This window comes from Marinospirillum alkalitolerans (assembly GCF_045055655.1).
GTDB classification, from domain to species: Bacteria; Pseudomonadota; Gammaproteobacteria; order Pseudomonadales; family Halomonadaceae; genus Marinospirillum; species Marinospirillum alkalitolerans.
Window position 1 is genome coordinate 1 of sequence record NZ_JBANFI010000006.1, and the last position, 24,304, is coordinate 24,304.

General features: G+C 53.1%; 21 protein-coding genes. 10 read left to right on the plus strand and 11 right to left on the minus strand.

Features of this window, described 5'->3' with window-relative positions; translation table 11 throughout:
- The 3 genes from V6U78_RS10215 to V6U78_RS10225 form a co-directional block, all read right to left on the minus strand.
- Nucleotides 1-771: glycosyltransferase family 2 protein (locus V6U78_RS10215; protein WP_405340166.1), on the minus strand; the 771-nt coding region annotated here is incomplete at its 3' end.
- A 5-nt stretch (nucleotides 772-776) separates the two neighbouring features.
- Nucleotides 777-1,754 carry a UDP-glucuronic acid decarboxylase family protein gene (locus V6U78_RS10220; RefSeq protein ID WP_405340169.1) on the minus strand — a complete coding sequence of 326 codons (978 nt, stop codon included), beginning with the start codon at nucleotides 1,752-1,754 and terminating at the stop codon, nucleotides 777-779.
- Nucleotides 1,755-1,773: 19 nt separating this feature from the next.
- Nucleotides 1,774-2,883, minus strand: coding sequence for a glycosyltransferase family 4 protein (locus V6U78_RS10225; protein ID WP_405340172.1), 1,110 nt, complete (start codon nucleotides 2,881-2,883; stop codon nucleotides 1,774-1,776).
- 71 nt (nucleotides 2,884-2,954) lie between these two features.
- On the opposite strand from V6U78_RS10225, the gene V6U78_RS10230 reads away from it, so the two are divergent.
- Complete coding sequence (locus V6U78_RS10230; RefSeq protein ID WP_405340175.1) at nucleotides 2,955-3,986, plus strand: glycosyltransferase family 4 protein; 1,032 nt, start codon at nucleotides 2,955-2,957, stop codon at nucleotides 3,984-3,986.
- 94 nt (nucleotides 3,987-4,080) lie between these two features.
- Here the strand turns inward: V6U78_RS10230 and V6U78_RS10235 are convergent, their stop codons facing one another.
- The gene (locus tag V6U78_RS10235; RefSeq protein WP_405340178.1) at nucleotides 4,081-4,932 is read right to left on the minus strand and encodes a lipopolysaccharide kinase InaA family protein; all 852 of its coding nucleotides are present in this window, start codon (nucleotides 4,930-4,932) and stop codon (nucleotides 4,081-4,083) included.
- A 171-nt stretch (nucleotides 4,933-5,103) separates the two neighbouring features.
- Here V6U78_RS10235 and V6U78_RS10240 point away from each other — a divergent pair, with 171 nt between their 5' ends.
- Nucleotides 5,104-5,469, plus strand: coding sequence for a diacylglycerol kinase (locus V6U78_RS10240; protein WP_405340180.1), 366 nt, complete (start codon nucleotides 5,104-5,106; stop codon nucleotides 5,467-5,469).
- Complete coding sequence (locus tag V6U78_RS10245) at nucleotides 5,462-7,405, plus strand: LTA synthase family protein (RefSeq protein WP_405340183.1); 1,944 nt, start codon at nucleotides 5,462-5,464, stop codon at nucleotides 7,403-7,405. The genes V6U78_RS10240 and V6U78_RS10245 overlap by 8 nt, the downstream gene beginning before the upstream one ends.
- Here V6U78_RS10245 and V6U78_RS10250 read toward each other — a convergent pair.
- Nucleotides 7,381-8,214, minus strand: a complete 834-nt coding sequence (locus V6U78_RS10250) for a peptidoglycan DD-metalloendopeptidase family protein (RefSeq protein ID WP_405340186.1) — start codon at nucleotides 8,212-8,214, stop codon at nucleotides 7,381-7,383. The two genes, V6U78_RS10245 and V6U78_RS10250, sit on opposite strands and share 25 nt — an antisense overlap.
- A gap of 220 nt (nucleotides 8,215-8,434) precedes the next feature.
- Between V6U78_RS10250 and V6U78_RS10255 the strand changes: the two genes are divergently transcribed.
- A complete protein-coding gene (locus V6U78_RS10255; RefSeq protein ID WP_405340189.1) occupies nucleotides 8,435-8,920 on the plus strand; it encodes an FKBP-type peptidyl-prolyl cis-trans isomerase in 486 nt (161 codons plus the stop codon).
- Nucleotides 8,921-9,078: 158 nt separating this feature from the next.
- Nucleotides 9,079-9,519, plus strand: a complete 441-nt coding sequence (locus tag V6U78_RS10260; RefSeq protein WP_405340192.1) for a hypothetical protein — start codon at nucleotides 9,079-9,081, stop codon at nucleotides 9,517-9,519.
- A 75-nt stretch (nucleotides 9,520-9,594) separates the two neighbouring features.
- On the opposite strand, the gene argF is transcribed toward V6U78_RS10260, so the two are convergent.
- A complete protein-coding gene (gene argF, locus V6U78_RS10265) occupies nucleotides 9,595-10,506 on the minus strand; it encodes an ornithine carbamoyltransferase (protein WP_405340195.1) in 912 nt (303 codons plus the stop codon).
- 14 nt (nucleotides 10,507-10,520) lie between these two features.
- Nucleotides 10,521-11,714, minus strand: coding sequence for an aspartate aminotransferase family protein (locus V6U78_RS10270; protein ID WP_405340198.1), 1,194 nt, complete (start codon nucleotides 11,712-11,714; stop codon nucleotides 10,521-10,523).
- A 311-nt stretch (nucleotides 11,715-12,025) separates the two neighbouring features.
- Here V6U78_RS10270 and grxD point away from each other — a divergent pair, with 311 nt between their 5' ends.
- A complete protein-coding gene (grxD, locus tag V6U78_RS10275) occupies nucleotides 12,026-12,358 on the plus strand; it encodes a Grx4 family monothiol glutaredoxin (RefSeq protein ID WP_405340201.1) in 333 nt (110 codons plus the stop codon).
- Nucleotides 12,359-12,437: 79 nt separating this feature from the next.
- Here the strand turns inward: grxD and rnt are convergent, their stop codons facing one another.
- Nucleotides 12,438-13,061, minus strand: coding sequence for a ribonuclease T (gene rnt, locus V6U78_RS10280; RefSeq protein ID WP_405340554.1), 624 nt, complete (start codon nucleotides 13,059-13,061; stop codon nucleotides 12,438-12,440).
- Nucleotides 13,062-13,290: 229 nt separating this feature from the next.
- Between rnt and V6U78_RS10285 the strand changes: the two genes are divergently transcribed.
- Nucleotides 13,291-14,214 (plus strand): OmpA family protein, encoded by a 924-nt coding sequence (locus V6U78_RS10285; protein ID WP_405340204.1) that lies wholly within the window; start codon nucleotides 13,291-13,293, stop codon nucleotides 14,212-14,214.
- A gap of 88 nt (nucleotides 14,215-14,302) precedes the next feature.
- Nucleotides 14,303-15,523: an argininosuccinate synthase gene (locus tag V6U78_RS10290; protein WP_405340207.1), complete on the plus strand. Its 1,221-nt coding sequence runs from the start codon at nucleotides 14,303-14,305 to the stop codon at nucleotides 15,521-15,523.
- A 55-nt stretch (nucleotides 15,524-15,578) separates the two neighbouring features.
- On the opposite strand, the gene V6U78_RS10295 is transcribed toward V6U78_RS10290, so the two are convergent.
- The 3 genes from V6U78_RS10295 to metG form a co-directional block, all read right to left on the minus strand.
- Complete coding sequence (locus V6U78_RS10295) at nucleotides 15,579-16,919, minus strand: MATE family efflux transporter (protein ID WP_405340210.1); 1,341 nt, start codon at nucleotides 16,917-16,919, stop codon at nucleotides 15,579-15,581.
- 121 nt (nucleotides 16,920-17,040) lie between these two features.
- Nucleotides 17,041-18,018: a DUF4421 family protein gene (locus V6U78_RS10300; RefSeq protein WP_405340213.1), complete on the minus strand. Its 978-nt coding sequence runs from the start codon at nucleotides 18,016-18,018 to the stop codon at nucleotides 17,041-17,043.
- A gap of 58 nt (nucleotides 18,019-18,076) precedes the next feature.
- Nucleotides 18,077-20,119, minus strand: a complete 2,043-nt coding sequence (gene metG / locus V6U78_RS10305; RefSeq protein WP_405340216.1) for a methionine--tRNA ligase — start codon at nucleotides 20,117-20,119, stop codon at nucleotides 18,077-18,079.
- A 164-nt stretch (nucleotides 20,120-20,283) separates the two neighbouring features.
- Here metG and V6U78_RS10310 point away from each other — a divergent pair, with 164 nt between their 5' ends.
- The gene (locus tag V6U78_RS10310) at nucleotides 20,284-21,198 is read left to right on the plus strand and encodes a MurR/RpiR family transcriptional regulator (protein ID WP_405340219.1); all 915 of its coding nucleotides are present in this window, start codon (nucleotides 20,284-20,286) and stop codon (nucleotides 21,196-21,198) included.
- A gap of 121 nt (nucleotides 21,199-21,319) precedes the next feature.
- The gene (locus tag V6U78_RS10315; protein ID WP_405340222.1) at nucleotides 21,320-24,238 is read left to right on the plus strand and encodes an insulinase family protein; all 2,919 of its coding nucleotides are present in this window, start codon (nucleotides 21,320-21,322) and stop codon (nucleotides 24,236-24,238) included.
- Nucleotides 24,239-24,304 lie beyond the last annotated feature (66 nt).

Here is a 24,304-nt window from a genome sequence, read left to right on the forward strand (position 1 = left end):
TTCTTTCTTGTTGAGCTCTCGTTCCAGCAGATAAGCCTGTTTCATAAAAGCTGTCATCATGCTTGAGCCTAAAATGATCCAGCCACGCCAGCCATCTCGCCAGGCCATTTTAATAAATAGAAACTTAAATAGGCGTCCAAGTGGCGAGGTGAAGAGCTTATGGGCTTTAAATCGCTTGCCTTTTTTGTAGGCGGCCTCTGCTCCAATGCGTGCATACTTGAGTGAAACCTCAAAGTGGTGCTGCAAGTCTCGATAAGAGTAGTGCAAGAAGTCGCCGCTTTTCAGTTTCTTTTCGCTGCCATTGACCACCAGCTTGTCGTGGGGGTCGGTGCCTTCCCAGCGTGCTAGCTGCTTCTTCACCAGTCTGAGTCGCCATTCTGGATACCAGGCATGACGTACCCAGTCACCCAAATAGAAGGTGCGCCGGTTCAGTTGATAGCCAGATGCACTTTCTATTTCTTTCGAGTGCAGCAGCGCTTGTATTTCTTGTGCCAGCTCAGGTGTGAGGCACTCGTCCGCATCAAGCGAGAGCACCCACTCATGGGAGGCGCGTTCTAGCGCTAGATTTTTCTGTGCAACATGCCCAGGCCAGGCGTTGAATTCAAAGCGAGCACCGTAGCGTGCAGCAATCTCTTGCGTGGCATCAGTGGAGCCTGAGTCTATCACCAGTATTTCATCGGCAATGGCTTGCACGCTTTGTAGGCAGCGCTCTAGGTTGTTTTCTTCATTCAGTGTAATGATCGCGACACTTAAAGATTTTTTGCTTGCCATGCCGATTAACCCTGCACTGTTTTCAGATCACGCAGGAGCTGATCAAAGTAGCGAATCGTTTTTTCAAGTCCCTCGCGCAATTGCACGCTGGGCGTCCAGTCAAGATGTGTTTGTGCCAGCGTAATATCCGGGCGGCGCTGCTTGGGGTCATCCTGTGGCAGGGGTTTAAAGATTAAATCAGACTGTGAGCCTGTGAGTTCAATCACCAGCTCAGCCAGCTGACGAATGGTGAATTCGTGAGGATTGCCAAGATTGAGAGGGCCAGTGACTTGGCTTGGGGTGTTCATCAGACGGATAAAACCCTCGATCAGATCATCACAGTAGCAAAAACTGCGTGTTTGCTCGCCATCGCCATATAGGGTAATTGATTGGCCTTGCAAGGCTTGCACAATAAAGTTGCTGACTACGCGACCATCATTGGGGTGCATACGTGGGCCGTAGGTGTTGAAAATACGGGCAACCTTGATTTCGACCTGATGCTGGCGATGATAGTCAAAGAACAGGGTTTCAGCGCAGCGCTTGCCCTCGTCATAGCAGGAGCGTATGCCGATGGGATTGACCTTGCCCCAGTAGCTTTCTTTTTGTGGGTGCTCTTCAGGGTCACCGTAGACTTCGCTGGTGGACGCTTGAAAAATCTTTGCTCGCGTACGTTTTGCCAGCCCAAGCATATTGATGGCGCCATGTACGCTGGTCTTGGTAGTCTGTACGGGATCAAACTGATAGTGCACTGGCGAGGCTGGGCAGGCGAGGTTGTAGATTTCGTCAACTTCGACATACAGCGGGAAGGTGACATCATGGCGCATCAGTTCAAAACGCGGATGATCCATCAGATGCTCGATATTGCGCTTGCTACCTGTAAAGAAATTATCCACGCAGAGGATTTCATGGCCTTGCTGGATCAGACGGTCACATAGATGAGAGCCTAAAAAGCCAGCGCCACCAGTGATCATAATACGTTTTGGGAGTTCAAGTTCTGGTGTCATATTCTTTTCTTTCGATGAGTTAAAGAGCCAAAAGCTCTTGGTAGACTTGGCGTGTTTTGGTGACGGTATCCTGAGTGTGAAAGCACTTGACGAGCCTTTGTTGCGCGGCCAGGCCCATCTGTTCACGTTCATTGGCACTCATTGAGGCCAATTTCAGCAGACTCTGGCTGAGTGCATGCACATCTCCTGGCGGCACAATCAAGCCTGAGATACCTTCTTCGATGAGTTCTGGGCTACCGCCGCTGGCAGTGACAACAGGCACTCGGCCATAGGCCATGGCTTCGATGACTGTTTTGGGCAAGCCTTCACGTTTGATCGCCGGTAACACATAAACATCACAGGCGCTCATCAGCGAGGGCGCATCTTGGCGTTGTCCCAGATAATGAATGCGCTCTGCAACAGGGCTGGCCGTGATCTGCTGTTGTAATGCTGGGCTCTCCATGCTGCCAACAAGAACGAGATGGGCTTGGGGTAGGGCGCTGAGCTGATTAAAAGCTTCAACCAGCAGCGGAATGCCCTTACGTGGCCGATCATTGGCCACAGAGCCGATCACAAATGCCTCTTGAGGAATCCCAAATTCAGTGAGATCAGTGCGTGGTTGATTGTACCAGGCTAAATCATGCCCTTTATAGATGGTGATAAACTTGCTCGCGGGTTGGCGATAACCCAAAAGAGAAAGACCCACAAGGAAGCGGCGAATGGCATCTGCCACACAGATCACTCGATCAACGCGCGGATGAAGATAGGTCTGCCAAGATAAAGGATCCCAATAGCTATCATTGCCTTCGATACCACGGTAAGCAATAAAACGCACCTTTAAACCTCGGGTGGCAGCCAAGGCATTGGCCACGGCACGATTATTCATTGCGTGGACAAGCTGAATCTTTTTTTCAATACAGAGCGCGCGAATGCGTGTCCGGGCTGCGCGATCAAAACGGCCTTTGATTTTGAGTGGTATCACATCCATACCCGCAGCGGCAAAGGCTTCATTGAACTTGGCTCCGGGTTCGCTGATTATGCTAATCTTGCAGCCTCGCTGAGCCAGCCCAATAAACATATGGGCTTCGGCAATATCGCTAAATCCTGTTACAGCCAGGATATGCGGTGAGAAATCAGCCGTCTTCTTCATAAATACAAGTTAATCCAAGTATCGAACTCTAAAGTAGCGAGTTTACCAGAAAATTATTTTTGAGGCCTTGTGTGCGTATATTACATGTGAATTTAGCGAAGGGCTTTCGTGGTGGAGAGCGCCAGACGGAGCTGCTGATTCGTCATCTTGCCAAGCAGAATCAGGATCTTGAGCAGGGGCTGGTCTGCCGTATCGATTCTCCACTGCGTGAGCGCTTGGCTGATCTTGATCGCCTCAGCTTTGTCACGGCTCGGCATCAGCTCGCTGGACATGCCTGTCGTTTTGCTGCTGATCTCGTTCATGCACATGAGGCTAAGGCGGTGCATTGGGCCTGGGTACACCATCAGCTTAAAGGTGTGCCTTATATTCTCACACGCAGAGTACCGCAACCTGTTAAAGACAAGTGGTTTAATCGCTTAACCTATGGTGCTGCAGCCTGTGCTGTCGCCATAGCACGCCCTATTCAGGCGCACTTACAACAGCGAGGTTGGACTCAAACTTCCTTGATTCCCAGTGCATTGGCCCACCTGCCACAAGATGAGCACAAAATAGCGCAACTCAAGCAACAGAAGGGATCTCAGCGAGTGATTGGACATGCTGGTGCCTTGGTCGATAAGCATAAGGGGCAGCGGGTGTTGCTCGACGTGGCGCGTAAAATGCAGACAACACACCCAGATGTGGCCTTCTGGTTTTTAGGTGAGGGTGTTGATGCAGCAGCCTTGCAGGCTGAAAGTCAGGATCTATCTCAGGTGCACTGGCTGGGCTTTCAGCCGGATCTGGGTAACTATTTGGCGGTCATGGATGTGTTTGCTTTTCCCTCTCGTCATGAGGGTCTCGGTTCGACTTTGCTCGATGTGATGGATGCCAAGGTGCCTATCGTGGCTACTGCTGTAGATGGTATTCCTGATTTGATCGAGCATGAAGTGACGGGGTTGCTGGTGCCAAGTGATGCCAGTGCAGCCTTGTATCAGCAAATAGTGCGTTTGCTGGAAGATCAGGCCTTGGCGCAGGCGTTGACGCACAAGGCATATCAACAGCTTGCTGATTTTACGCCAGATCAGATGGCGCAGCGTTATCTGCGTCTTTATCAAAGCCTGCTTTAGATAAGATCGACTTGGGTTTGCTAAGGCCTTTTTGAGCTGATGCCTGAAACTGCACTCAGTCAGACCCTCAGGCATTCTCACGATCTTTGCTGGATTAGTTTTTCTTGCTTTGCTGTCCGAGTAAAAGTGTGAGATTGAGCTTGAGCAGATGGCGAGGAAGACGCTTTCTCATCTTTTTTCTTTTATAGAGGTTAAAGCCACCTCTGACCCAAAAGTACCATTGTTGTAGATAGCGCAGACGTGTGCCACCTTGAAAATATTGATGGAAAAAGAGGCTGAGCTGTTCAGGAGAGAACCTGAGCCTTCTTAAACAACGCAGATCAAAAAATAGCTTGGTGCGCTTGAAGATTTTCCCAAGAGCTGAGGCCTTTTCAACCTTATCAGTATCAATCAGCAGCAGCTTGATCTGGCCTTGTGGTTGTTGTTGTGCCAGAAAATTATGCGGAACAATATCTGTATGACGATAGCCAGCTTGATGGACTTGGTGTGAAATCTTTGCCATATCCTGAATCAATTGGCGCTCTTGCTGCACACTCAGCGAATCCTGCTCAAGTAAATCCTGCACTTCACCCTGTGCTTCAATGCGCTCGTAAACAAAGTAGCTGACCTGATGGTAGCCGCGACCATGTACGGCCCAAGCCGTGGGTTTGATGCCGGGAATCCCCGCTTCCCATAGCCAGCGCGCACCACGAAAGCTCTTTTCAGCGCCAGAAATCCAGTAGCTTTTCAATGTTAGCTCGATCTTGCGATCCCAGCGGCGATTATCGCTTGGGCTAAAACGCTTGATGATATAGCCCTGGCCCTCAAAGTCACAGCTGATCACCTGATGTCGATCAGTGATGCCGGGTGTGATCGCGATACTGGTTTGCTGATTGAGAAAATCAATGAAGCCTTGGGTGGCCGCGGCTGGTTTATAAAATTGCCATTCAAAGCTTTTTGGCTGCATCTTCACGCTCTTTTTATCAAAGTTTCATTCTATTTTAACGATCTTGCATCTGCATTGCGAGCAGTGCTCATCGAGGTGGCTTGGTTTTTTCAAACAAAACGCCTAAGCTGCGCCAGCTTTTTTTCCACCCTTGGTTTTTCTTTCTCTCTTTTTTGTTGGCAGGCTTGAAATATGAAAAAAACAGGTTTGGCGCATTTTGTGGCTGCTGCAGGTTATTCGTGGCGGGGTTTCTGTGCGGCTTGGCGAGGTGAGTCTGCTTTTCGCCAAGAAGTGATGCTTTTGGTCGTCGGCGTTCCTTTGGCTTGGTGGTTAGGGCATACCATGCTGGAAAGAGCTCTTCTGGTGTCGAGTTTGTTGCTGGTTCTCTTGGTTGAACTGATGAACTCGGCGATTGAATCCGTCGTCGATCGTATCGGTTTTGAGGTACATGAGCTCTCAGGTAAAGCCAAGGATATGGGCTCTGCCGCTGTTTTTTTGAGTCTGGTGATTGCTGGCACTCTGTGGATCAGTGTCTTGTGGGAGCGCTTTTATGCTTAACCCTCTGTGGCTGCCTGTGCGTGCTCTGGTGTTGGCGGCCAGCTTTTTTGCGTTAACGCGCGGGCTATTATTATTCCTCTATCCTGATTACTTTGCCTCCTTGTCATGGGATCAAGCTTTTTCTGCTTGGCTCTACGGTTGGCGCTTTGATATGGCGATTGCAGTCTTGGGTATGGCTGTTTTCTTATGCCCCTTGTTGTGGCCTTGGGACTATGCAAGGCGTCAAAGCATCGCTCGGCTATGCTTGCTGATGAGCTTGATTGCTGTTGGGCTTTTGTGGGCCTTACAGCTGGCGGATACAGTGTATTTTGGCGAGGTTTATCGCCATGCTGGGCGGGAATTACTGCTGTTAACGCAAGACTATGGCTTGTTGGTGGAGTTGGCACTGGGATCGCGTTGGCTAATCAGTTTGAGTGCACTTTTGGTGATGTCTGCTTTTGCTTGGCTCTGGTGGCACTGGGTTGTTCAACCTAGTGCAAGAACATCGCTAAATCGAGGCGTATTCAAACAGGCTGGCTTTGCGCTGGCGGTCCTCTTGCTGTTGCTGATTTCAGGGCGAGGCTTGGTGCTTTCAGGTAAACCCCTTGGCCTAGTGGATGCCTATGCTGCTGGTGATGAGCGTCAGGCCGCGCTGGCGTTGAATGGTGCTTTTGCGCTGGTCCATACCTGGCGTCGTGGCCAACAGCAGCCTCAGCCACTGGCTTATTTTACTGCTGCTGATTGGGATGAAGCCTTGAGTCAGCTTGAGGCCCAGTCTGCAGGAGATCCTTTCGTACGCTCTTGGCTGGATGACACCTATCCCGCCAGCCAGCCGAATCTGGTTATTGTCTTGCTTGAAAGCTGGAGCGCGGATTATATCGATAGCCTCTCTGGCTCCAGCTATGGTGCGACACCCTTCTTTGATCAGTTAGTGGCATCAGGGCGTGTCTGGCCTCAGGCTTTTGCTGCTGGGCAGCGCAGTATTGAGGGAATACAAGCTAGCCTCACCTCTGTGCCTCTCTTGCCTCAGCATCCTGTTATGGGGTGGGGGATGGAGCAAAATCGCATGACACGCCTAGCGACCTTACTGGATGATACAGGCTATCAGTCAGTGATGGTGCAGACTTCCAAAAGACGCTCTTTTTACCTAGATGGTATTGCTGCGGCCTTGGGCTTTGATGCCTACTTTGGTCAAGAAGATTTGCCACTGCTACGCGATTACCCTGGTGAGGTGCCGCGCTTTGGCTGGGATTACGAAGGAATGATGTTTCTGGCTGATTACTTGGCTGCCCGTGCAGAAGAGGCAAGACCGAGTGTGGCCTTCTTGTTTACTGGGACAACCCATGAGCCCTTTCCTGATCCAGGTGCTGAGTTCCATCTTTATCCCCATGATGCAGGAAGTGAAGGCGCGTATTTGAATACCTTGAGATACAGCGACTGGGCACTCAGCGAAATGATGCAGCGCCTAGAAGCCTTGCCAAGCTATCAGAATACGATTTTTGTTTTTATGGCTGATCATGTGTTGCGGGCGCAGGCACAGGATCTGCACGCTTCTTTTCGGATTCCCTTGGTGATTTACACTCCAGATGGCCGTCTTGCTCCCGGTCGTGAAACACGTTATGCCTCCCAGTATGATCTGCTGCCAACGCTGATGACGTTGATGGGGCGTGATGAGTCTATTGCCAGTTATGGGCGCTCTCTGCTCAGACCTTTGAGTGGGCCTGAAGGGGTGGTCGTGCAACGAGGCGAGTGGAGTTATTGGCTATCCCCTTTGGGGTGGCTTTCTGTTGATCCTCAAGGCCGTGTGCGCAGTGAGGGTGATCTTGCTGCCTTGCCTGCTCACCGCTCGCAACTAGAGCACTGGTTAAAAGCAAGGATGCAGCTTGCCGATCAGCGCTTAAGGGCGAATGCCTGGCTTCCCAGAGAAGCGGCTTACCATCCTAGTGCGGGGAGATAGTTTTCTGGTGGCACAGCCTGCCCATCCACGCGCAGTTCAAAATAGATGCCAGGCTCGTCCAGTCGTCTTTGTTGTCCAGCAGAACACAGGGGGTGGCGACCAGAGACCTGCGCCCCCTGATCAACAAAAAGCGCGCGACAATAGGCATAGATCGATTGCATCTCATTCGTGTGTTGCACGATGACGACCCGCCCAAAGCCGCGCAGCTCACCCGCAAAAACCACTCTGCCAGGCGCAATCGGGAAGATTTCTTCACGTGCTGCCGTACGAATTGCTAGGCCCTGGTGTAATCCCCAAGGCTGATGAGAGTAGCGAATTTTGACCTCAGGATTCGCGCTTGGCCAGCGTAGCGGTGTCGCTCGATAAATAGGTAGTTGGATACGTTCGCCAATCATCAGTCTTTCAGGAACCAGGTGCGGATTGGCTCGCTGTAGGCTGAGTACAGAAATGTGAAAGTGCTGCGCCAGCTGGCTCAGTGTATCTCCAGCCTGAATGCGATAAAAATAGGGGCCTTCTAGAGGAACATCGCTGGCCCGTTCAGGGATTCTCAGTCGGTGTTGTGGCTCTGGACGCAAGGGGTGGCTGCGTGGGTTATAGCGCGCCAGCACCTCAGTGGGGATGCCCTGCTGGCGTGCAATCTGCGCTAGGGTTTGATTGGCTTGAGGTTGATAAAAGGGCTGGTGTCCAGCGGGTGGCTGATCGAGGGCGGTCAGACTACAGCCTTGCAAGACAAGCAGCAGAGACAGGCCCAGCGCGCCAGTTTTGATGGCAGATAGGTAGGGATGGATCAAAAGAGTCAAAAAAATCACAGCACTTGACTTCCTGTTGAGTGGGTGAGCTGTCTTGCTGAGGCTGGTGCTTCTTGTTGAGTATCGCTTTTGTTGAGCATGGTTTTTGTTGAGCATAGCTTTTTTGCCAGATCAGGAACAAGTTTGGGCCATAAAAACACAGAAAAATTCAGTGAAGATTTGGCACTGGGGCAGGGAATCGCTAGAATGAAAGATCAATTCATTTGTTATAGGATTTTTTATGCAAGTTGCAGCCAACACAGTCGTCGCGATTCACTACACGCTGACCAACCCAGAAGGTCAGGTGTTGGATTCCTCTCAGGGCGGTGCACCCTTGGCCTACCTGCATGGCCACAGCAATATCATCCCAGGTTTAGAAAATGCCCTCGTAGGTAAGCAAGCGGGTGATGAGTTTGAAGTGGTTGTTGCTCCTGCAGAGGCCTATGGAGAGCGTGATGACAACCTGGTTCAACAGGTTCAGCGTTCAGCTTTCCAAGGTGTGGATAGCATTGAAGTCGGCATGCAGTTTCAAACTCAAGGCCCAGGTGGCCCCATGGTTGTGACCGTGGTGGATGTCAGCGAAAGCGAAGTGACGATTGATGCCAACCATCCGCTGGCAGGTGTTGAGCTGAATTTCAAAGGTCAGGTTGAAACTGTCCGTGCTGCAAGCGAAGAAGAAGTGCAGCATGGTCACGCGCATGAAGGTGATTTAGCGCACCCTCACTGATAGAAATCGCCATCGATCAAGTCAGTAAGATCTCCCTTCACCTCGGCGTCTTTTAGGCGTCGGGGTTTTTTATCTCCTTTGTCTAGGCTTAAGATTGCCAAGCCGCAGCCGATTATCTAAGCTAGAAGAGATGAGAAAATCGCCAAGCGAGGTGTATCATGATCGAATCCAATGTGAATAATCAGGTGTCTGCTGCGTTACGCCAGGTTCAGAGTCAGGATGTTCGTAGCCAGCAGGCTATTGAGGCGCGCAATGATCAGGCGGTTGAAGACGCCGCCTCAAGCCAGCCTATGGCCGCCGCGAATGAAGGCGCAGCAGCGGCACCTGTGTCGGCTCAGCCTGCTGATGTGGTGACCCGTTTAGGTGAAACCACGGAGCAGGTGCCGCTTTATGAAAGCAATCGTCCCGCAGGCAGCATTATTCGTCCGGCGATCGAGCTAGCACAGCAAGCGGCTCCAGTGAACCAGCAGGCACAAGAAAGTGAGCGTGTTGCGCAAGAGCGTCAGCAGACTGAGCAGGCAGCCAGCGAAGCCGCTGAACCGGCCAGCCCAGCCAGAGGGCGTGATCTCAGCACAGATGATGTGCAAAACCTAGTCTAAGACAGCAAGATCAGCAGTAAAAAAACGGCACTCTCAAGGGTGCCGTTTTTTTATGCTACGAAACGAAGGTGTTGTTTAGCCGCGGCGTGCCATCAAAAACTCAAGCAGCGCTTTTTGTGCATGCAGGCGGTTACCAGCCTCTTGCCAGACCACGGCACGATCATCATCCAGCATATCGTGGCTGATTTCTTCACCTCGGTGGGCAGGCAGGCAGTGCATAAAGAGTGCATCCTTGGCAGCCAGATTCATCAGCGCTGGGCTGACCTGATAACCAGCAAAGTCGCGTTTGCGTTTGGCCTGTTCTTCTTCTTGCCCCATAGAAGCCCAGACATCAGTGCTGACAAGATGCACTTGATCAACCGCCTCGCGTGGATCGCGCACCAGCGTGACGCGATCAGCATGTTCTTCGAGTAGGCTGGCCGCAGGCTCATAGCCTTCTGGGCAGCAGATGCGCAGTTGGAAATCAAATTGGCGTGCCGCCTTGATATAGGAGTTGCACATATTGTTGCCGTCACCTATCCAAGTCACGGTTTTGCCTTGCAGGCTGCCACGATTTTCAACAAAGGTTTGTACATCCGCCAGCAGCTGGCAGGGGTGGTAATCATCGGTCAGCGCGTTAATGACTGGGACGCTGGAGTAGGCGGCAAGCTTTTCGAGTTCTTGGTGTGAATAAGTGCGCACCATAATGGCATCAACCATTTCAGAGAGAACGCGGCCGGTATCTTCGATGGGCTCACCACGGCCTAGCTGGGTGTCACGAGGCGATAAAAAGATCGCGCCACCGCCGAGCTGAATCATCCCAGCTTCAAAAGAGACGCGTGTTCTGGTCGATGATTTTTCAAAGATCATCGCCAGCACTTTGTTTTTGAGTGGCTCATCGATCAGCCCCGCCTGATGGCGGCGCTTGAGTTCGATCGCACGTTGGATAAGACGCTCCAGCTCCTGTGGAGAAAGATCAGTTAAGGTAAGAAAGTGTCTAACGCTCATAATAGGCTCAAAATTTAGTGGGAAGGCAAAGGCTGCCCGAGCCAGTCTTTAATCAGCTGGCTCAGGATAGCAATAATTTGTTGGGCTTCTTCATCGCTCAGGATCAGCGGTGGCAGCAGACGAATCACCTGCCCTGCGGTCACGTTAATCAAAAGACCGCGCTCAAGAGCCAGTTCGACCAGTTCAGCACAGGGGCGGTCGAGTTCGATACCAAGCATCAGGCCACGGCCACGCAGGCCTACAACGCCATCGATACTGGCCAGCTCGCGTTCAAAACCAGCACGCAGCAGTTCGCTGAGCTGGTTGGCGCGCTGGCAAAGCTTGTCCTGCTCGAGTGTTTCCAGCACAGCGAGGACGACAGCACAGCCCAGTGGTGTACCGCCATAGGTCGAGCCATGATGTCCAGGCTGGAACAGGGCGGCGGCTTGGCCTTGGGCCATCACCGCACCAATAGGAAAGCCGTTGCCGAGGCCTTTGGCTGTTGTGACGACATCTGGCTTCCAGTCATAGTGTTGGAAGGCAAAATACTGGCCTGTGCGTCCATTGCCGGTCTGCACTTCATCAAACATCAACAGTACCTGATGAGCATCACAGAGTTGGCGCAGCTGGGTCAGATAGGCGTCGTCGGCTGCACGCAAGCCACCTTCACCTTGCACCGGCTCGATCAGAATCGCAGCAATATCCGTACGTTGCTGCATAATCTGCTCGATCGATTGCAGATCATTGTAAGCGCAACGAATAAAGCCAGAGACCAGTGGCTCAAAGCCTGCCTGGACTTTGCGATTACCGGTGGCGGTCAGCGTGGCCAGCGTGCGGCCATGAAAAGCCTGTTCCATGACGATGATATGGGGTACATCGATGCCCTTGCTATGACCATAGAGGCGCGCCAGCTTAATGGCCCCCTCGTTGGCCTCCGCACCGGAGTTGCAGAAGAACACCTTCTCCATACCACTAAGCTGGGTGAGCTTGGCTCCGGCGGCTTCTTGCAGCGGCACTTGATAAAGGTTGGAGGTGTGCACTAAACGCGCTGCCTGCTCGCTGATGGCTTGGGTGACCGCTGGGTGTGCATGGCCCAGCCCGCAGACCGCTATGCCGCTTAATGCATCCAAATAGCGTCGGCCAGCTGTGTCGGTAAGCCAAGCGCCTTGGCCCTCAGCAAAAGCGACGGGTAAACGGCCGTAGGTGTGCATCAGGGCAGAAGTGGCCATGGTGCGAGATCCTCCAAATAAACGATCAATAAAATCAGCATCAGTCTGGTTGACCCCGATCAACGAGGCCTTGCGCTTGGATGCAGGGCAAGCGAAAAAAAGAAATCAGTCTAAGCACTTGTGTGATGGCTGGCAAGATAAGGCTGTTTTTTTGTATGGCCCTTGTTTTGCCTAGCAACGGCCAGTTAAAATTGACTAACTTAGTCAGGTTTTATCTGCCTGTCGGTCTCCCAAGGTGGAGTGTCGCGAGTCTTGGCTCGTGTCTACTTCAGATAGCGTGTTCTGTAAGACTAACAAAAGGTGGCTCTATTATGTCTTCAACTCTGGAAACGATTAAAGATCAAATTAGCACTAATCCTGTGCTGCTGTACATGAAGGGCACGCCCCAGATGCCTCAGTGTGGTTTTTCTTCACAGGCGGTACAAGCACTGATGGCCTGCGGTCAGAAGTTTGCTTTCGTGAATATTCTTGAGCATCCCGATATTCGTGCTGAACTGCCGAAGTATGCTAACTGGCCAACTTTTCCTCAGCTGTGGTTGAGCGGTGAGCTGGTGGGTGGCTGCGATATCATTATGGATCTGCATCAGCAGGGCGAGCTGCTGGCGATGGTTGAAGCCGCAGCACAAGGCCAAGCAACAGCCTAATTCTGATCTTGCCAAGAAATGTGCTCAAGAAAAAAGCCCCGTTGATTGGGGCTTTTTTTGTGTGGATGCCATCAGCGCGCTAGAGAGTTTTTTGCGTTAGATTCCAACCACCGAGTTCGTTCCAGGTGTTGACGATGGCACAAAAAAGCTCAGCGGTTTTTTCTGTATCATAGCCTGCAGAATGCGCAGCCTGATGATCAAATTCGATACCAGCAGCTTTACAGGCCTTGGCCAAGACCGTTTGGCCGAAAGCCAGCGCGGCGAGGGTGGCCGTGTCAAGGCTTGAAAAGGGATGAAAGGGATTGCGTTTGATGTTGCAGCGTTGGGCGGCTGCATGCACAAATCCCAGATCAAAATGGGCATTATGTCCAACCAGGATGGCGCGATTGCAGTCATGGGCTTTCACTGCGGCACGCACGACTTTAAAGATCTCGCTCAATGCCTGGTGTTCAGCAATTGCGATACTTTGGCGAAATGGGCTGTCGAGATCGATCTGGGTAAAATCGAGTGCCGCCTGTTCGATGTTCGCACCCTCAAAAGGAATCAAATGGCGTGAGATGGTTTGATCTGGCAAGATCATCCCATGCTCATCCATCGTCAGCGTTGTGGCGGCGACCTCAAGCAAGGCGTCGGTCGCACTATGAAACCCAGCCGTTTCGACATCCACGACAACAGGAAGGTATCCGCGAAAACGCTGTGACATAGGGTGTTTCGGGCCGGAAGGACTGCTCACGCTCGACTCCTAGGGGTTGATCAATCATCAAAAAGTTTTTGGTGGCGCAGTTTAACACAGGCGTGGGGGCTTTTTGCCACACCTTCCATCACTGGCATCGCGCGAGGACAGCTAAAGTTTGCTCTGCTGGAGCCGAATAGTTAAGCTGAAACCCTCTGTGTTTTTGTGCACACCCTTTGCCTAGCTGAGTCGGACTAACATGTTGAATCATTTAACTTCTTCACCTCATCCTCAGGCTGTGCGTCGTGGTCTTGCAGGTCTACTGGGCCTGAGCCTGTGCTGGTCAGTATCGGCACTGGCGACCACTTGGCAAGCTGGCTATACGCCGGGTGCCTGGGAAGCCACGGCTCCTTCTGCCCTCAATTGTGAACTGATCCATGTGATTCCAGATTTTGGTGTTGGGCGTTTTATTCATCGTGCAGGTGAGAGTGTGCGCTTTGAAGTCCAGCCTTTTCGTCATGCTTTGCAGCCTGGCCCTGTTCATTTGGTTGCATTGGCACCAGCTTGGCAGCCAGGTTTAGGCACCCAGCATCTGGGTGAGTATCATCTTGAAACCACTGATCAGCCAGTCAGAATTGCAACGCCAGAAACAGAGCGCATGTTGGCCAGTCTGCGCCAAGGGCTGATGCCCTCACTGGTTCAAGAAGATGCTGATCCGCAGATCGAACGCCGCCGCGCCAGCATGACGCCGATTGCCTTTCATCAAGCCTATTCCTCCTTCCAGCAGTGTCAGGCTCAGTTGTTACCGGTCAACTTTGATCAGATTCGCGAAGTGATGATTCATTTCAGAACCGGTGGTGCGGTGTTGACTCAGGCGGATAAAGATCAGCTGGATCTGATTGTGCGCTATGTCTATGCCGATCCACAGATTGTGGGGATTAGTGTCGATGGTCATTCGGATACAACAGGTACACGCCGCCTGAATCGGCAACTTTCTTTTGAGCGAGCGGAAGCCGTGCGCGCCTATCTGGTGGCGCGTGGCTTACCTGAGCGCCTATTGACGGTGCAGTATCATGGTCAGCGCTTCCCGATGGCTGATAATCGCACGGCTGAGGGCCGTTCCTTAAACCGCCGTGTGCATATCCAGCTTGAGCCTGAACTTGAGATACAACCTTTGTTCTAGGGAGCTAGGAAAGGCGAGGGGGTTTTAGGTTATACTGGGCCTTTACCCCAGCCGACTGCTTGAGAGCAGGCAGTGAACAGGAGTCCTTATGTCTGAAGTCAAAAAGGTCGTCTTGGCCTATTCTGGTGGCCTCGATACCTCGATTATTTTGAAATGGTTAGAAGATACTTATGGCTGTGAGGTGGTAACTTTTACCGCCGATTTAGGTCAGGGTGAAGAATTAGAGCCAGCGCGCGCCAAGGCTGAGCAGATGGGTGTTAAAGAAATTTACATCGAAGATCTGCGCGAAGAGTTCGTACGTGATTACGTCTTCCCGATGTTTCGCGCTAACACGATTTATGAAGGCGAATACCTGCTCGGCACATCGATTGCGCGTCCACTGATTGCCAAGCGTCTGGTTGAAATTGCCAATGCCACCGGTGCCGATGCCATTTCTCACGGCGCGACAGGTAAAGGAAATGATCAGGTGCGCTTTGAGCTAGGTGCCTATGCCTTGAAACCGGGTGTCAAGGTGATTGCCCCCTGGCGTGAGTGGGATCTGCTCTCACGCGAGAAGTTGATGGCCTATGCCAAAGAACACAATATTCCAGTCGATTTTGCCAAGCAGGGTAAAAAATCGCCTTACTCAATGGATGCCAACCTGCTGCATATCTCTTACGAAGGTGGTTTGCTGGAAGATCCTTGGGCCGAGCCAGAGGAAGAAATGTGGCGTTGGAGCGTCAGTCCAGAAGCCGCCCCTGATACCCCCACCTATATCGATCTGACCTATGAGAAGGGCGATATCGTGGCAATTGATGGCGAGCGTCTGAAGCCGCATGAAGTACTGGAAAAGCTCAACAAGCTGGGTGGTGCCAATGGTATCGGTCGCTTAGATATCGTTGAAAACCGCTATGTTGGTATGAAATCGCGCGGCGCTTATGAAACACCCGGCGGCACGATTATGCTGAAGGCGCACCGTGCAATTGAATCGATTACTCTAGATCGTGAGGTTGCGCATTTAAAAGATGAGCTGATGCCCCGCTATGCCGAGATGATTTACAACGGCTATTGGTGGAGTCCTGAGCGTCAATTGCTGCAAAACATGATTGATGAATCGCAGGAAGTGGTGAACGGCAAGGTACGTGTCAAACTCTATAAGGGCAATGTGATTCCTGTCGGTCGTGCCTCAGAGGATACCTTGTTTGATGAGAATATCGCGACTTTTGAAGACGATGCCGGTGCTTATGATCAAAAAGATGCGGCTGGCTTTATCAAGCTGAATGCCTTGCGTCTGCGTATTGCCGCACAAAAAGGCCGTAAACTGGGTTAACACTGGGTTGCTGTCTTGGTTGTTCAGATCCCCGCTTTGGCGGGGATTTTTCATTTCATGACGGGGTTGAGCGCCAAACAAAAATAGCCGGTAGGCGTCGATACAGCAGCCAGCCAAGGCTGAGGCCGCGCAGGGTGTTGAGCCATAAAAAGGCCATCCACAGCCCATGATTTCCCCAAGGGGTCAAGAGCCACCAGATCAGCAGATAGCCCAGTGCAGAGAAGAACAGCGTATCGCGCATGGCCTGTGTCCAGGTCGCGCCGATAAACACGCCGTCAAAGAGATAAGACGCCACCGAGAGGGGCAGGATCAGCCATAGCCAAGGTAGGTACTGACGCGCTGTCTCCTGCACTTCAGGCAGTTGAGTCAGCAGCTGGATCAGGCTCTCACCACCCAAGCCAATCATTAAGGTGATCGCGAAGCCAGTACCAAAAGAGAGCAGGATGCCAGCTTGGACCACGCGCACAGCCTCCTGCTGATCACGCGCATAGGCCTGACCAAAGCGGCCTTCAATAGCTTGGGCTAAACCATCGAGAAGATAGCTGGAGAGCATAATGATTTGCATCAGCAAGGCATTGGCCGCCAGCACGACATTGCCCTGCTGGGCTCCCTGGCGGGTGAAAAAAGCCAGCGCCAGCAACAAGGTCAGGGTGCGCAGCATCAAATCACGATTGACACGCACAAGCTGGACCCAGCCTTGACTGGCTTCCGACCAGGACGCTGGCCAGCCTAAGCCGAGTTGTTTGGTTTGGCGCACAAGCCACAGGCTGCCTAGCAGCGCAGCACTCACCTCCGCAATCAAGGTTGCCAAAGCCACGCCTTGGCTGGCCATACCCAGCCCAAGCACAAAGATCAGATCCAACAGAATATTGAGACTGTTGGCGACCACCAGTAGCAGAAGCACAATCCGTGTCTTGCCCAGCCCCAGCGCACAGCCCAGAACCACATACTGAATCAGCACGGCCGGTGCACTCCATAGGCGCAGGCTGGCATAGTCAGTCGCAAGTTGTTGCGCCTCAGCCGATCCATCCAGCCAACTGATGATCTCACCTAGCCAAGGACGCACACCCTGCAGCAAGAGACCGAGCACCAGTGCAAGGGTGAGGCTTTGTAGCAGCAGACGACTCATCGCCGCTGAATCTTGTCGACCCGAGGCCAAGGCCATCAAGCCGGTGGTGCCCATGCGCAAAAAGCCCAGCCCCCAGTAAAGAAAGCTGAACACCACCGCACCCAAGGCTACCCCCGCCAGATAGCGACTATCGGGGGTATGGCCGAGCACAGCAGTATCGACTAGGCCCAGCAGCGGAATGCTGGCATTAGAGAGAATAATCGGCCAGGCGCGGGACCAGAGTGTCAGAATCTCTTGGCGACGTGATGGGGAAAGCAAAGTAAACACACGAAAGTCTCAACAAAGAACAGGGTCAAAGAGCCAGATCTGCTTGATCTGGCAAGGTCAACTGCGGCGCTTTTGGGGTGACAAGGTCTGATAGTTGAAAGCGTGGTGCTGCTTCTTAGGCTTAAAATAAATAACCTAACTCAAGGGCAATGGCGCCACTTTGTATATTGAGCTCCCCCTTGGGTAAACGAAAGGTACTCTGATGCAGATGCATGGTGAGCGCGGTTCTGAGCTGCTCCTGCTGCCAGCCGACGCCCAGTTTAAAACCGACATCATAGCCCAGCTCCCAAGTATCACGCTGATCCTTGTGCCATTCAAAGCGCTGCCTTTGTATGGCAGGACCACCCATCAGCGTGGTATTGAGGAACCAGCCCTCACGCACCCAAGTATGGGAATAGCCAGCGCCAAGGCTGAGATGTTCACTACTGAAGTGGTTCAAACCATTCAGCTCAACAAAAGCCTTATCTATCTTCTGAAGTTCAGGCGGTATAAAGGGATGCTCGGCAGAAAGTTGATACTGGGCGGCATGAGCAAAGAGCAGCCAGCTGCCTGCTGAGCGAAGCTGGCGCTCATTGACCTCAAATGCGGCCTGCAAACTATAGTGCTCAGCATTAAAAAGATAAAAGCCGCTCGCTCCGATCTTGCGGCTGCGAATATCATCACGCTGAATGATCAGATCTTCTGATTCGCCATAGAAGCCACGATAATCCTGAAAGTAGACTTCGTAGCCCCAGTGGTTTTTATAGGAACGAAACTGAATATCACGACGCGTGGTGCTGACATAATCGGCCTTATCGCGATCGGCGTACTCATAGACAATCCAGCTGAGGTTGTAGCCGTTATAGCCAAGACTCAGTTCTAAGCCCCAGGGACTATTGGGCTGATAGGCCAAGCTGGGCAGATCATCATCGGCGGCAAAATCCAAACGGTAATCTTGATAGACCAAGCGACTGCCGATGGACCAGCGTGATTCGGCTGCGACCCAGTAGGGGGCCTCCTCTGGTGAATCTGGCTCCAGCTCGCCTTGATCCGCAAGGAGTGGGCTGGCCGCCCAGCACAGCAGCACTAGCCAGCCTACCCACAAAGAGCGATCTATCATCAGGCGTCGATAGCATCCTTTCATTTTAAGAAGGCATCCTTGATGTTGGCCTAATCGATCAAACCACGCGCATACCAGGCTGAGCGCCTGAATGGGGTTCGAGCAGATAGATGCCTTCGCCATCACCTGCCGCCAACACCATGCCTTCAGAAAGGCCGAACTTCATCTGGCGTGGCGCCAGATTGGCCACCATCACCGTCAGCTTGCCTTCCAGATCCTCTGGCTGATAGGCGCTTTTGATGCCAGAAAAGACAGTGCGCGTTTCACCGCCAAGATCCAAGGTCAGCTTGAGCAGCTTATTGGCCTTGGGAACGGCTTCACACTGCACGATGCGCGCAACACGCAGATCCACCTTGATAAAGTCATCAAAATTGATTTCAGCGGCCAGTGGCTCTGCTTCCAGCGGGCTGGGGTCAGTGCTGGTGTTGGTGCCGGCTTTGAGTGCGGCTTCCTGTTCGATATCTTCACGGCTGGCAGCGAGCAGTGCCTCGATCTGGCTGGCCTCGATCCGCGCCATCATCGGCTTGAAGCCTTCTATGGCGTGGTTTTCTAGTGGCTGGTGACGGCTCTCCCAATCCAGCTTGTCCAGACGCAGGAACTGGGCTGTTTTGTCGGCCATTTCAGGTAAGACAGGAGCGAGATAGACCATCAGCACACGAAAGAGGTTGATGCCGGTGGAGCAGATGGCTTGCACCTGCGCGGCCTGATCTTCCTGCTTGGCTAAGACCCAAGGCGCTTGATCGTTGATCCAAGTATTGGCTTCATCAGCCAGCTCCATAATCTGGCGCAGGGCACGGCCAAACTCACGGCGCTCATAATCTGCGGCAATCGCTTCGCCTGCCTCCACAAAACGCTGATACAACTCAGGGGCGCTCATTGGTGCCAGCTGGCCGCCGCCTTTTTTCACAAAACCAGCACAACGGCTCGCAATATTGACCAGCTTGCCAACCAGATCCGAGTTCACTCTTTGCAGAAAATCATCCAGATTGAGATCCAGATCATCAACGCGGCTGGTCAGTTTGGCAGCAAAGTAGTAACGCAGTGCTTCAGGGTTCAGGTGATCCAAATAGGTGCGCGCCTTGATAAAGGTACCGCGCGATTTAGACATCTTGGCCCCATTGACGGTGACAAAGCCGTGGCAGAACACGCTGTTTGGGGTACGAAACCCTGCGCCTTCGAGCATCGCCGGCCAGAAGAGGGCATGGAAGTAGACAATATCCTTGCCAATAAAGTGATAGACCTCAGCCTCAGAATCTGCGCGCCAGTAGTCATCAAAATTCAGATCCGCACGCTGTTCACACAGGTGCTTGAAGCTGGCCAGATAGCCTATAGGGGCATCCAGCCAGACATAAAAATACTTACCCGGTGCATCTGGGATTTCAAAACCAAAGTAGGGCGCATCGCGCGAGATATCCCATTCCTGTAAGCCAGCGCTGAACCATTCCTTGAGCTTATTGGCGATCTGCTCTTGTAAGCGGCCATCTTGGGTCCAGTTTTCCAGAAAGGTCGCAAAATCAGGCAGCTTGAAGAAGAAGTGCTCAGATTTTTTCATCACCGGTGTCGCGCCAGAGATGGCGGAGCGAGGATTGATGAGTTCTGCGGGCGTATAGGTAGCGGCACATTTTTCGCAGTTATCGCCGTACTGATCTTCAGCGCCGCACTTGGGGCAGGTGCCCTTGATAAAGCGATCGGCAAGAAACAGCCCCTTCTCAGGATCATACATCTGCTCGATTTCGCGCGAGGCAATATGCCCTTGTTCACGCAGACGCGTATAGATCAGCTCAGAAAGAGTGCGGTTTTCTTCTGAATGGGTTGAATGATAGTGATCAAACTGAACCTGAAAGCCTTGAAAATCAGCATAATGCTCAGCGCGAACGCGATCAATCAACTGCTGCGGGGTGATGCCTTCTTGCTCGGCGCGGAGCATAATAGCCGTGCCGTGGGCGTCATCAGCACACACATAGGTGCACTGGTGGCCACGGCTTTTTTGAAAGCGAGTCCAGATATCGGTTTGAATGTATTCCAATAGATGGCCGAGATGGATCGGACCATTGGCATAGGGCAGGGCACTGGTAACAAGAATCTGACGTTGCTGGGACATGAAAAACCTGCAAAAAGAAGAGTAGAAACAAGGCCGACGTTGGACAAAACAACGCCTGCACCAGAATGCAGACTATTCTGCCAGATCAAGACACGGCTTGCAGCCTGAATGTCATCGCGCTGGCACCCGATCACGCCCTTTTTTTGATCTTTTGAGAACCCAAGATGAATACCCCCAGAACGCTAGAAGAACTCAAACGTCGCCTGCATCTTGCCCAGGCCTCTGGAAGCGAGATCAAAATCGGCCAGCGTGCACTGGCTGCCCTGAGTCAGCTGATGGATCAGCCAGAAGAAGTGGCGGTGGCGTCTATTTCCAGCTTGGCAGAGCGCACAGGCGTGAACGCCTCGACCCTCAGTCGTCTGGTCAGAAAGCTGGGATTTGCCCACTTTGCTGAATTTCAGCTGCTGTTTCGCAAACAGATGGCACGGCGGGATCGCACCCGCTTTTATAGCGATCTGGCTGGGCAGTTCTTGAGCGATCAACCGCAGCAGGAGGCCGAGCCAGCCCGCAGCCCACAGCTGGTGATGGGGCAGTTGGCTCAGGAGGAGAGCCAGAATATTGCGCAGATGCTGCAACATCTTGATGCTCAGGTGGTGGAGCAGACGGTCGCCTTGTTGATTCGTGCACCGCGTGTGCGCGTCTATGGCCTGCGCCAAGCCCATGCGATGGCGAACTATCTGACCTATGCGCTGGGTATGCTGCGGGATGATGTCAGTCTGCTTGGACATCCGCATCATGGTATCGCACACGGGCTGACTGAAATGGAAGCCGAAGACGTGCTGGTGGTGATCGGCGCGGCGCCCTATACCCGTGCCACCATTGCAGCGGCGCGCATGGCCGCCAATCATCAAGTGCAGGTGATTGCCTTGACGGACTCGCATGGCTCTCCGTTGGCTGCTGAAGCCAACTACACCTTTATTGCGCCCACATCGGGCAGTTGGTATAGCAACTCGATGGCGGCTTTTTTGGTGTTGATTGAAGGCTGGATGGCACTGGTCGCCAGTCAGTTGGGGCGCTCGGCCTTGTTGCGCTTAAAGCGCCATGAAGCCTTGATTGATGAATTAAACCACGAGCTTTGAGCCGCGCCCGCCAAGGCTTTTTGTTGAATGAGAAGAAGTTAGGTAGAATGGGCGCAACCCCGCCGTTATTTTTATTTCTTATCAGCTCGCGCCCATCCGGCCCTGAGCAGGAGTCAAGTGGATGTCCAATACCCCCGCACATCATGACAGTTTTCGTTGGTTAGCCAGCCAGGAAGTGGCTTCGTTAAAAGTCACTGTCCATTCTTTTGTCCACCAGCAAACCGGTGCCCTGCATTATCACCTTGAGACCAACCAGCCTGAGCTGGTGTTTATGGTGGCCTTTCGTACCTTCCCCCAAGATTCCACCGGTGTGGCTCATATTCTGGAGCATACTGCCTTGTGTGGCAGCGAGCGCTATCCCGTGCGTGATCCCTTCTTTATGATGCTGCGCCGCTCGTTAAACACCTTTATGAACGCGCTGACCAGCAGCGATTGGACTGCCTATCCCTTTGCTACGCTCAATCCCAAGGACTTTGATAATCTGCTCGATGTGTATCTTGATGCGGCGTTTTTTTCACGCTTAGATCCACTAGATTTTGCGCAGGAAGGGCATCGAGTCGAATTTACTGAGCCAGAGAACCCCAGCACGCCACTGGTTTACAAGGGCGTCGTTTTTAATGAGATGAAGGGCGCGATGAGTTCGCCTGTCTCGCGCCTGTATCAAAGCCTGACCAAGTATCTCTTCCCTAGCATCACCTATCACCATAACTCAGGGGGAGAGCCAGAATCGATTCCTGATCTAAGCTATGCCGATCTGCGCGCCTTTTATCAGCGCCACTATCATCCATCAAATGCGATTTTGATGAGCTTTGGTGCGCTGGAGCTAGAGCAGCTACAGCACAAGATGCATCAGCAGGCCCTGAGCCGCTTTGAAGCCCTGCCAGAGCGCCTCAGTGTGCCGGATGAAAAACGCTATGCCGCCCCAGTGCGAGTTGAAGAAGCCTATGCGCTGGAGCAGGACGATCTGGCGCGTCACACCTACCATGTACTGGGTTGGCTGCTGCCGCCTTCTTATCAGGTGGATGATCTGCTCAAAGCCCATTTATTGAGCCGCGTGCTGCTCGATAATTCCAGCTCACCGCTGATGGCTGCACTGGAATCAACCGATCTGGGCACTGGCCCTGCGCCCTTGTGTGGTGTTGAAGATTCTAACCGTGAGATGAGCTTTTTATGTGCGCTGGAAGGATCAAACCCTGAACAGGCCGCTGATTTTGAAGCGCTGGTGATCGAGACACTGCAAAAAGTCGTTGCAGAGGGGATCGATCAACAAGCGGTAGAAGCCCAGCTTCATCAACTTGAGCTCAGTCAGCGCGAGATCACTGGCGATGGTATGCCCTTTGGTTTGCAGCTGTTGATCGGTAGCCTCTCTGCTGCGGTTCATCATGGTGATCCGGTCGAGCTGCTGAATATCGATCCTGCCTTATTGCGTCTGCGAGAAGCCGTCCAAGATCCGCGCTTTATTCCCGATTTAATTCAGACATGGCTGCTGGATAACCCCCACCGTGTGCGCCTGACGCTGCGCCCTGATGATCAGCTGGCGGCTCGTCAGCAGGCGATGGAGCAAGCCCGCCTCGCCAAGCGTCAAGCCAGCTTAACGCCAGAAGAGCAGCAGCAGATTATTGCGCAAACGCTGGCGCTGCAAGAGCGTCAGGCCCAGCAGGATGATCTCAGCCTGCTGCCCAAGGTCACGGTTGACGATATCCCCGCGCATCTGGCATTGCCAGAGCCCAGCGCCCAACACCAGGCACCGCTGCCAGTGGATTGGTATACCGCAGGCACCAATGGATTGATCTATCAGCAGATTTTTATCGAATTACCGCAACTGAGTGCAGCTGAACAGCAGCTGCTGCCGCTCTACACCCAGTGTGTGACCGAGCTAGGATGCGGTGAGCGGGATTACCGCCAGCAGCAGGCCCACCAGAGTGCCGTCAGTGGTGGTGTCAGTGCCAGCGTGCTAGTACGCAGTCTGCTGAGCAGTGAACAGCAGGTGCGTGGCTATCTGGTTTTATCTGGTAAGGCCTTGGCCAGCAAGCATCTGGCGCTGCAAGAGCTGCTCTACACCACGCTGACCCAATTGCGCTTTGATGAAACCAGCCGGATTCGTGAGTTGATTGCCCAGCAGGCCTCGCGCCGTGTGCAGTCGATTACTGGGCGCGGCCATAGTCTGGCGATGACAGCTGCTGGCTCAGCGCTGAGCCCAGTAGGTGCCTTTGCCCATGCCACGCGTGGTTTGGCTGGCGTGCAAGCCAGTTTGGCACTGGAAAAACGCACCCAAGATCAGGCCGAGCTAGAGAAGCTGGCGGCGGATCTGGCCGCCTTACACCGCAAACTGGCCTTGGCACCGCGTCAGTTTATGTTGGTGGGCGAGGCCGAACAGCAGCAGTCTGCTCTGGCGGCGCTGAACCAGCAATGGCAAGCCTGCCCAGCCGAAGCCATTCAAGCGCTGAGCCTGCCGCAGCAGCGTGAAGCCGTGAAGCAGGTCTGGGTGACCAATACACAGGTCAACTTCTGCGCGCTGGCCTTCCCGACGGTTGTGGGTGAGCATGCCGATGCCCCCGCGCTCACCTTGTTGGGTGAATACCTGCGCAATGGTTATCTGCACCGCGCTATCCGCGAGCAGGGTGGTGCCTATGGCGCTGGCGCGGCTCAGGACCATGCTGAGGCTGTCTTCCGCTTCTTCTCTTACCGCGATCCGCGCACTGAGGCCACCCTGGCTGATTTTCATGCTGCAGTGGCGTGGCTATTGGCCCAGCAGGAAGATCCACAAAAGCTTGAGGAAGCCGTGTTGGGTGTGATCTCCAGCATTGATAAGCCAGGTTCACCCGCGGGGGATGCGCGTCAAACCTATCAAGCCAGCTTGTTTGGTCGCACACCTGAGCAGCGGCGCGCCTTCCGCCAGCGCTTGCTGGAAGTGCGCTTTGCTGATCTGCAGCGTGTGGCCGCCACCTACCTGCGCCCCGAGCTGGCCAGTTGTGCACTGGTTACCAATGCCAGCACAGCAGCCACTTTGGATGCCAGCTACCAGCGTTATCAAATCTAGGGAAACGCTGCACCCCCAGCCCGCTCAGGTGGGTTGGGGACAAGCTTGATATATCGCTTTTTGAAG

Coding starts and splice junctions, on each gene's coding strand:
- V6U78_RS10220 (WP_405340169.1), bottom strand. CDS start 1,754: ATGACACCAGAACTTGAACTCCCAAAACGTATTATGATCACTGGTGGC.
- V6U78_RS10225 (WP_405340172.1), bottom strand. CDS start 2,883: ATGAAGAAGACGGCTGATTTCTCACCGCATATCCTGGCTGTAACAGGA.
- V6U78_RS10235 (WP_405340178.1), bottom strand. CDS start 4,932: ATGCAGCCAAAAAGCTTTGAATGGCAATTTTATAAACCAGCCGCGGCC.
- V6U78_RS10240 (WP_405340180.1), top strand. CDS start 5,104: ATGAAAAAAACAGGTTTGGCGCATTTTGTGGCTGCTGCAGGTTATTCG.
- V6U78_RS10245 (WP_405340183.1), top strand. CDS start 5,462: ATGCTTAACCCTCTGTGGCTGCCTGTGCGTGCTCTGGTGTTGGCGGCC.
- V6U78_RS10255 (WP_405340189.1), top strand. CDS start 8,435: ATGCAAGTTGCAGCCAACACAGTCGTCGCGATTCACTACACGCTGACC.
- V6U78_RS10260 (WP_405340192.1), top strand. CDS start 9,079: ATGATCGAATCCAATGTGAATAATCAGGTGTCTGCTGCGTTACGCCAG.
- argF (WP_405340195.1), bottom strand. CDS start 10,506: ATGAGCGTTAGACACTTTCTTACCTTAACTGATCTTTCTCCACAGGAG.
- V6U78_RS10270 (WP_405340198.1), bottom strand. CDS start 11,714: ATGGCCACTTCTGCCCTGATGCACACCTACGGCCGTTTACCCGTCGCT.
- grxD (WP_405340201.1), top strand. CDS start 12,026: ATGTCTTCAACTCTGGAAACGATTAAAGATCAAATTAGCACTAATCCT.
- rnt (WP_405340554.1), bottom strand. CDS start 13,061: ATGTCACAGCGTTTTCGCGGATACCTTCCTGTTGTCGTGGATGTCGAA.
- V6U78_RS10285 (WP_405340204.1), top strand. CDS start 13,291: ATGTTGAATCATTTAACTTCTTCACCTCATCCTCAGGCTGTGCGTCGT.
- V6U78_RS10290 (WP_405340207.1), top strand. CDS start 14,303: ATGTCTGAAGTCAAAAAGGTCGTCTTGGCCTATTCTGGTGGCCTCGAT.
- V6U78_RS10300 (WP_405340213.1), bottom strand. CDS start 18,018: ATGATAGATCGCTCTTTGTGGGTAGGCTGGCTAGTGCTGCTGTGCTGG.
- metG (WP_405340216.1), bottom strand. CDS start 20,119: ATGTCCCAGCAACGTCAGATTCTTGTTACCAGTGCCCTGCCCTATGCC.
- V6U78_RS10310 (WP_405340219.1), top strand. CDS start 20,284: ATGAATACCCCCAGAACGCTAGAAGAACTCAAACGTCGCCTGCATCTT.
- V6U78_RS10315 (WP_405340222.1), top strand. CDS start 21,320: ATGTCCAATACCCCCGCACATCATGACAGTTTTCGTTGGTTAGCCAGC.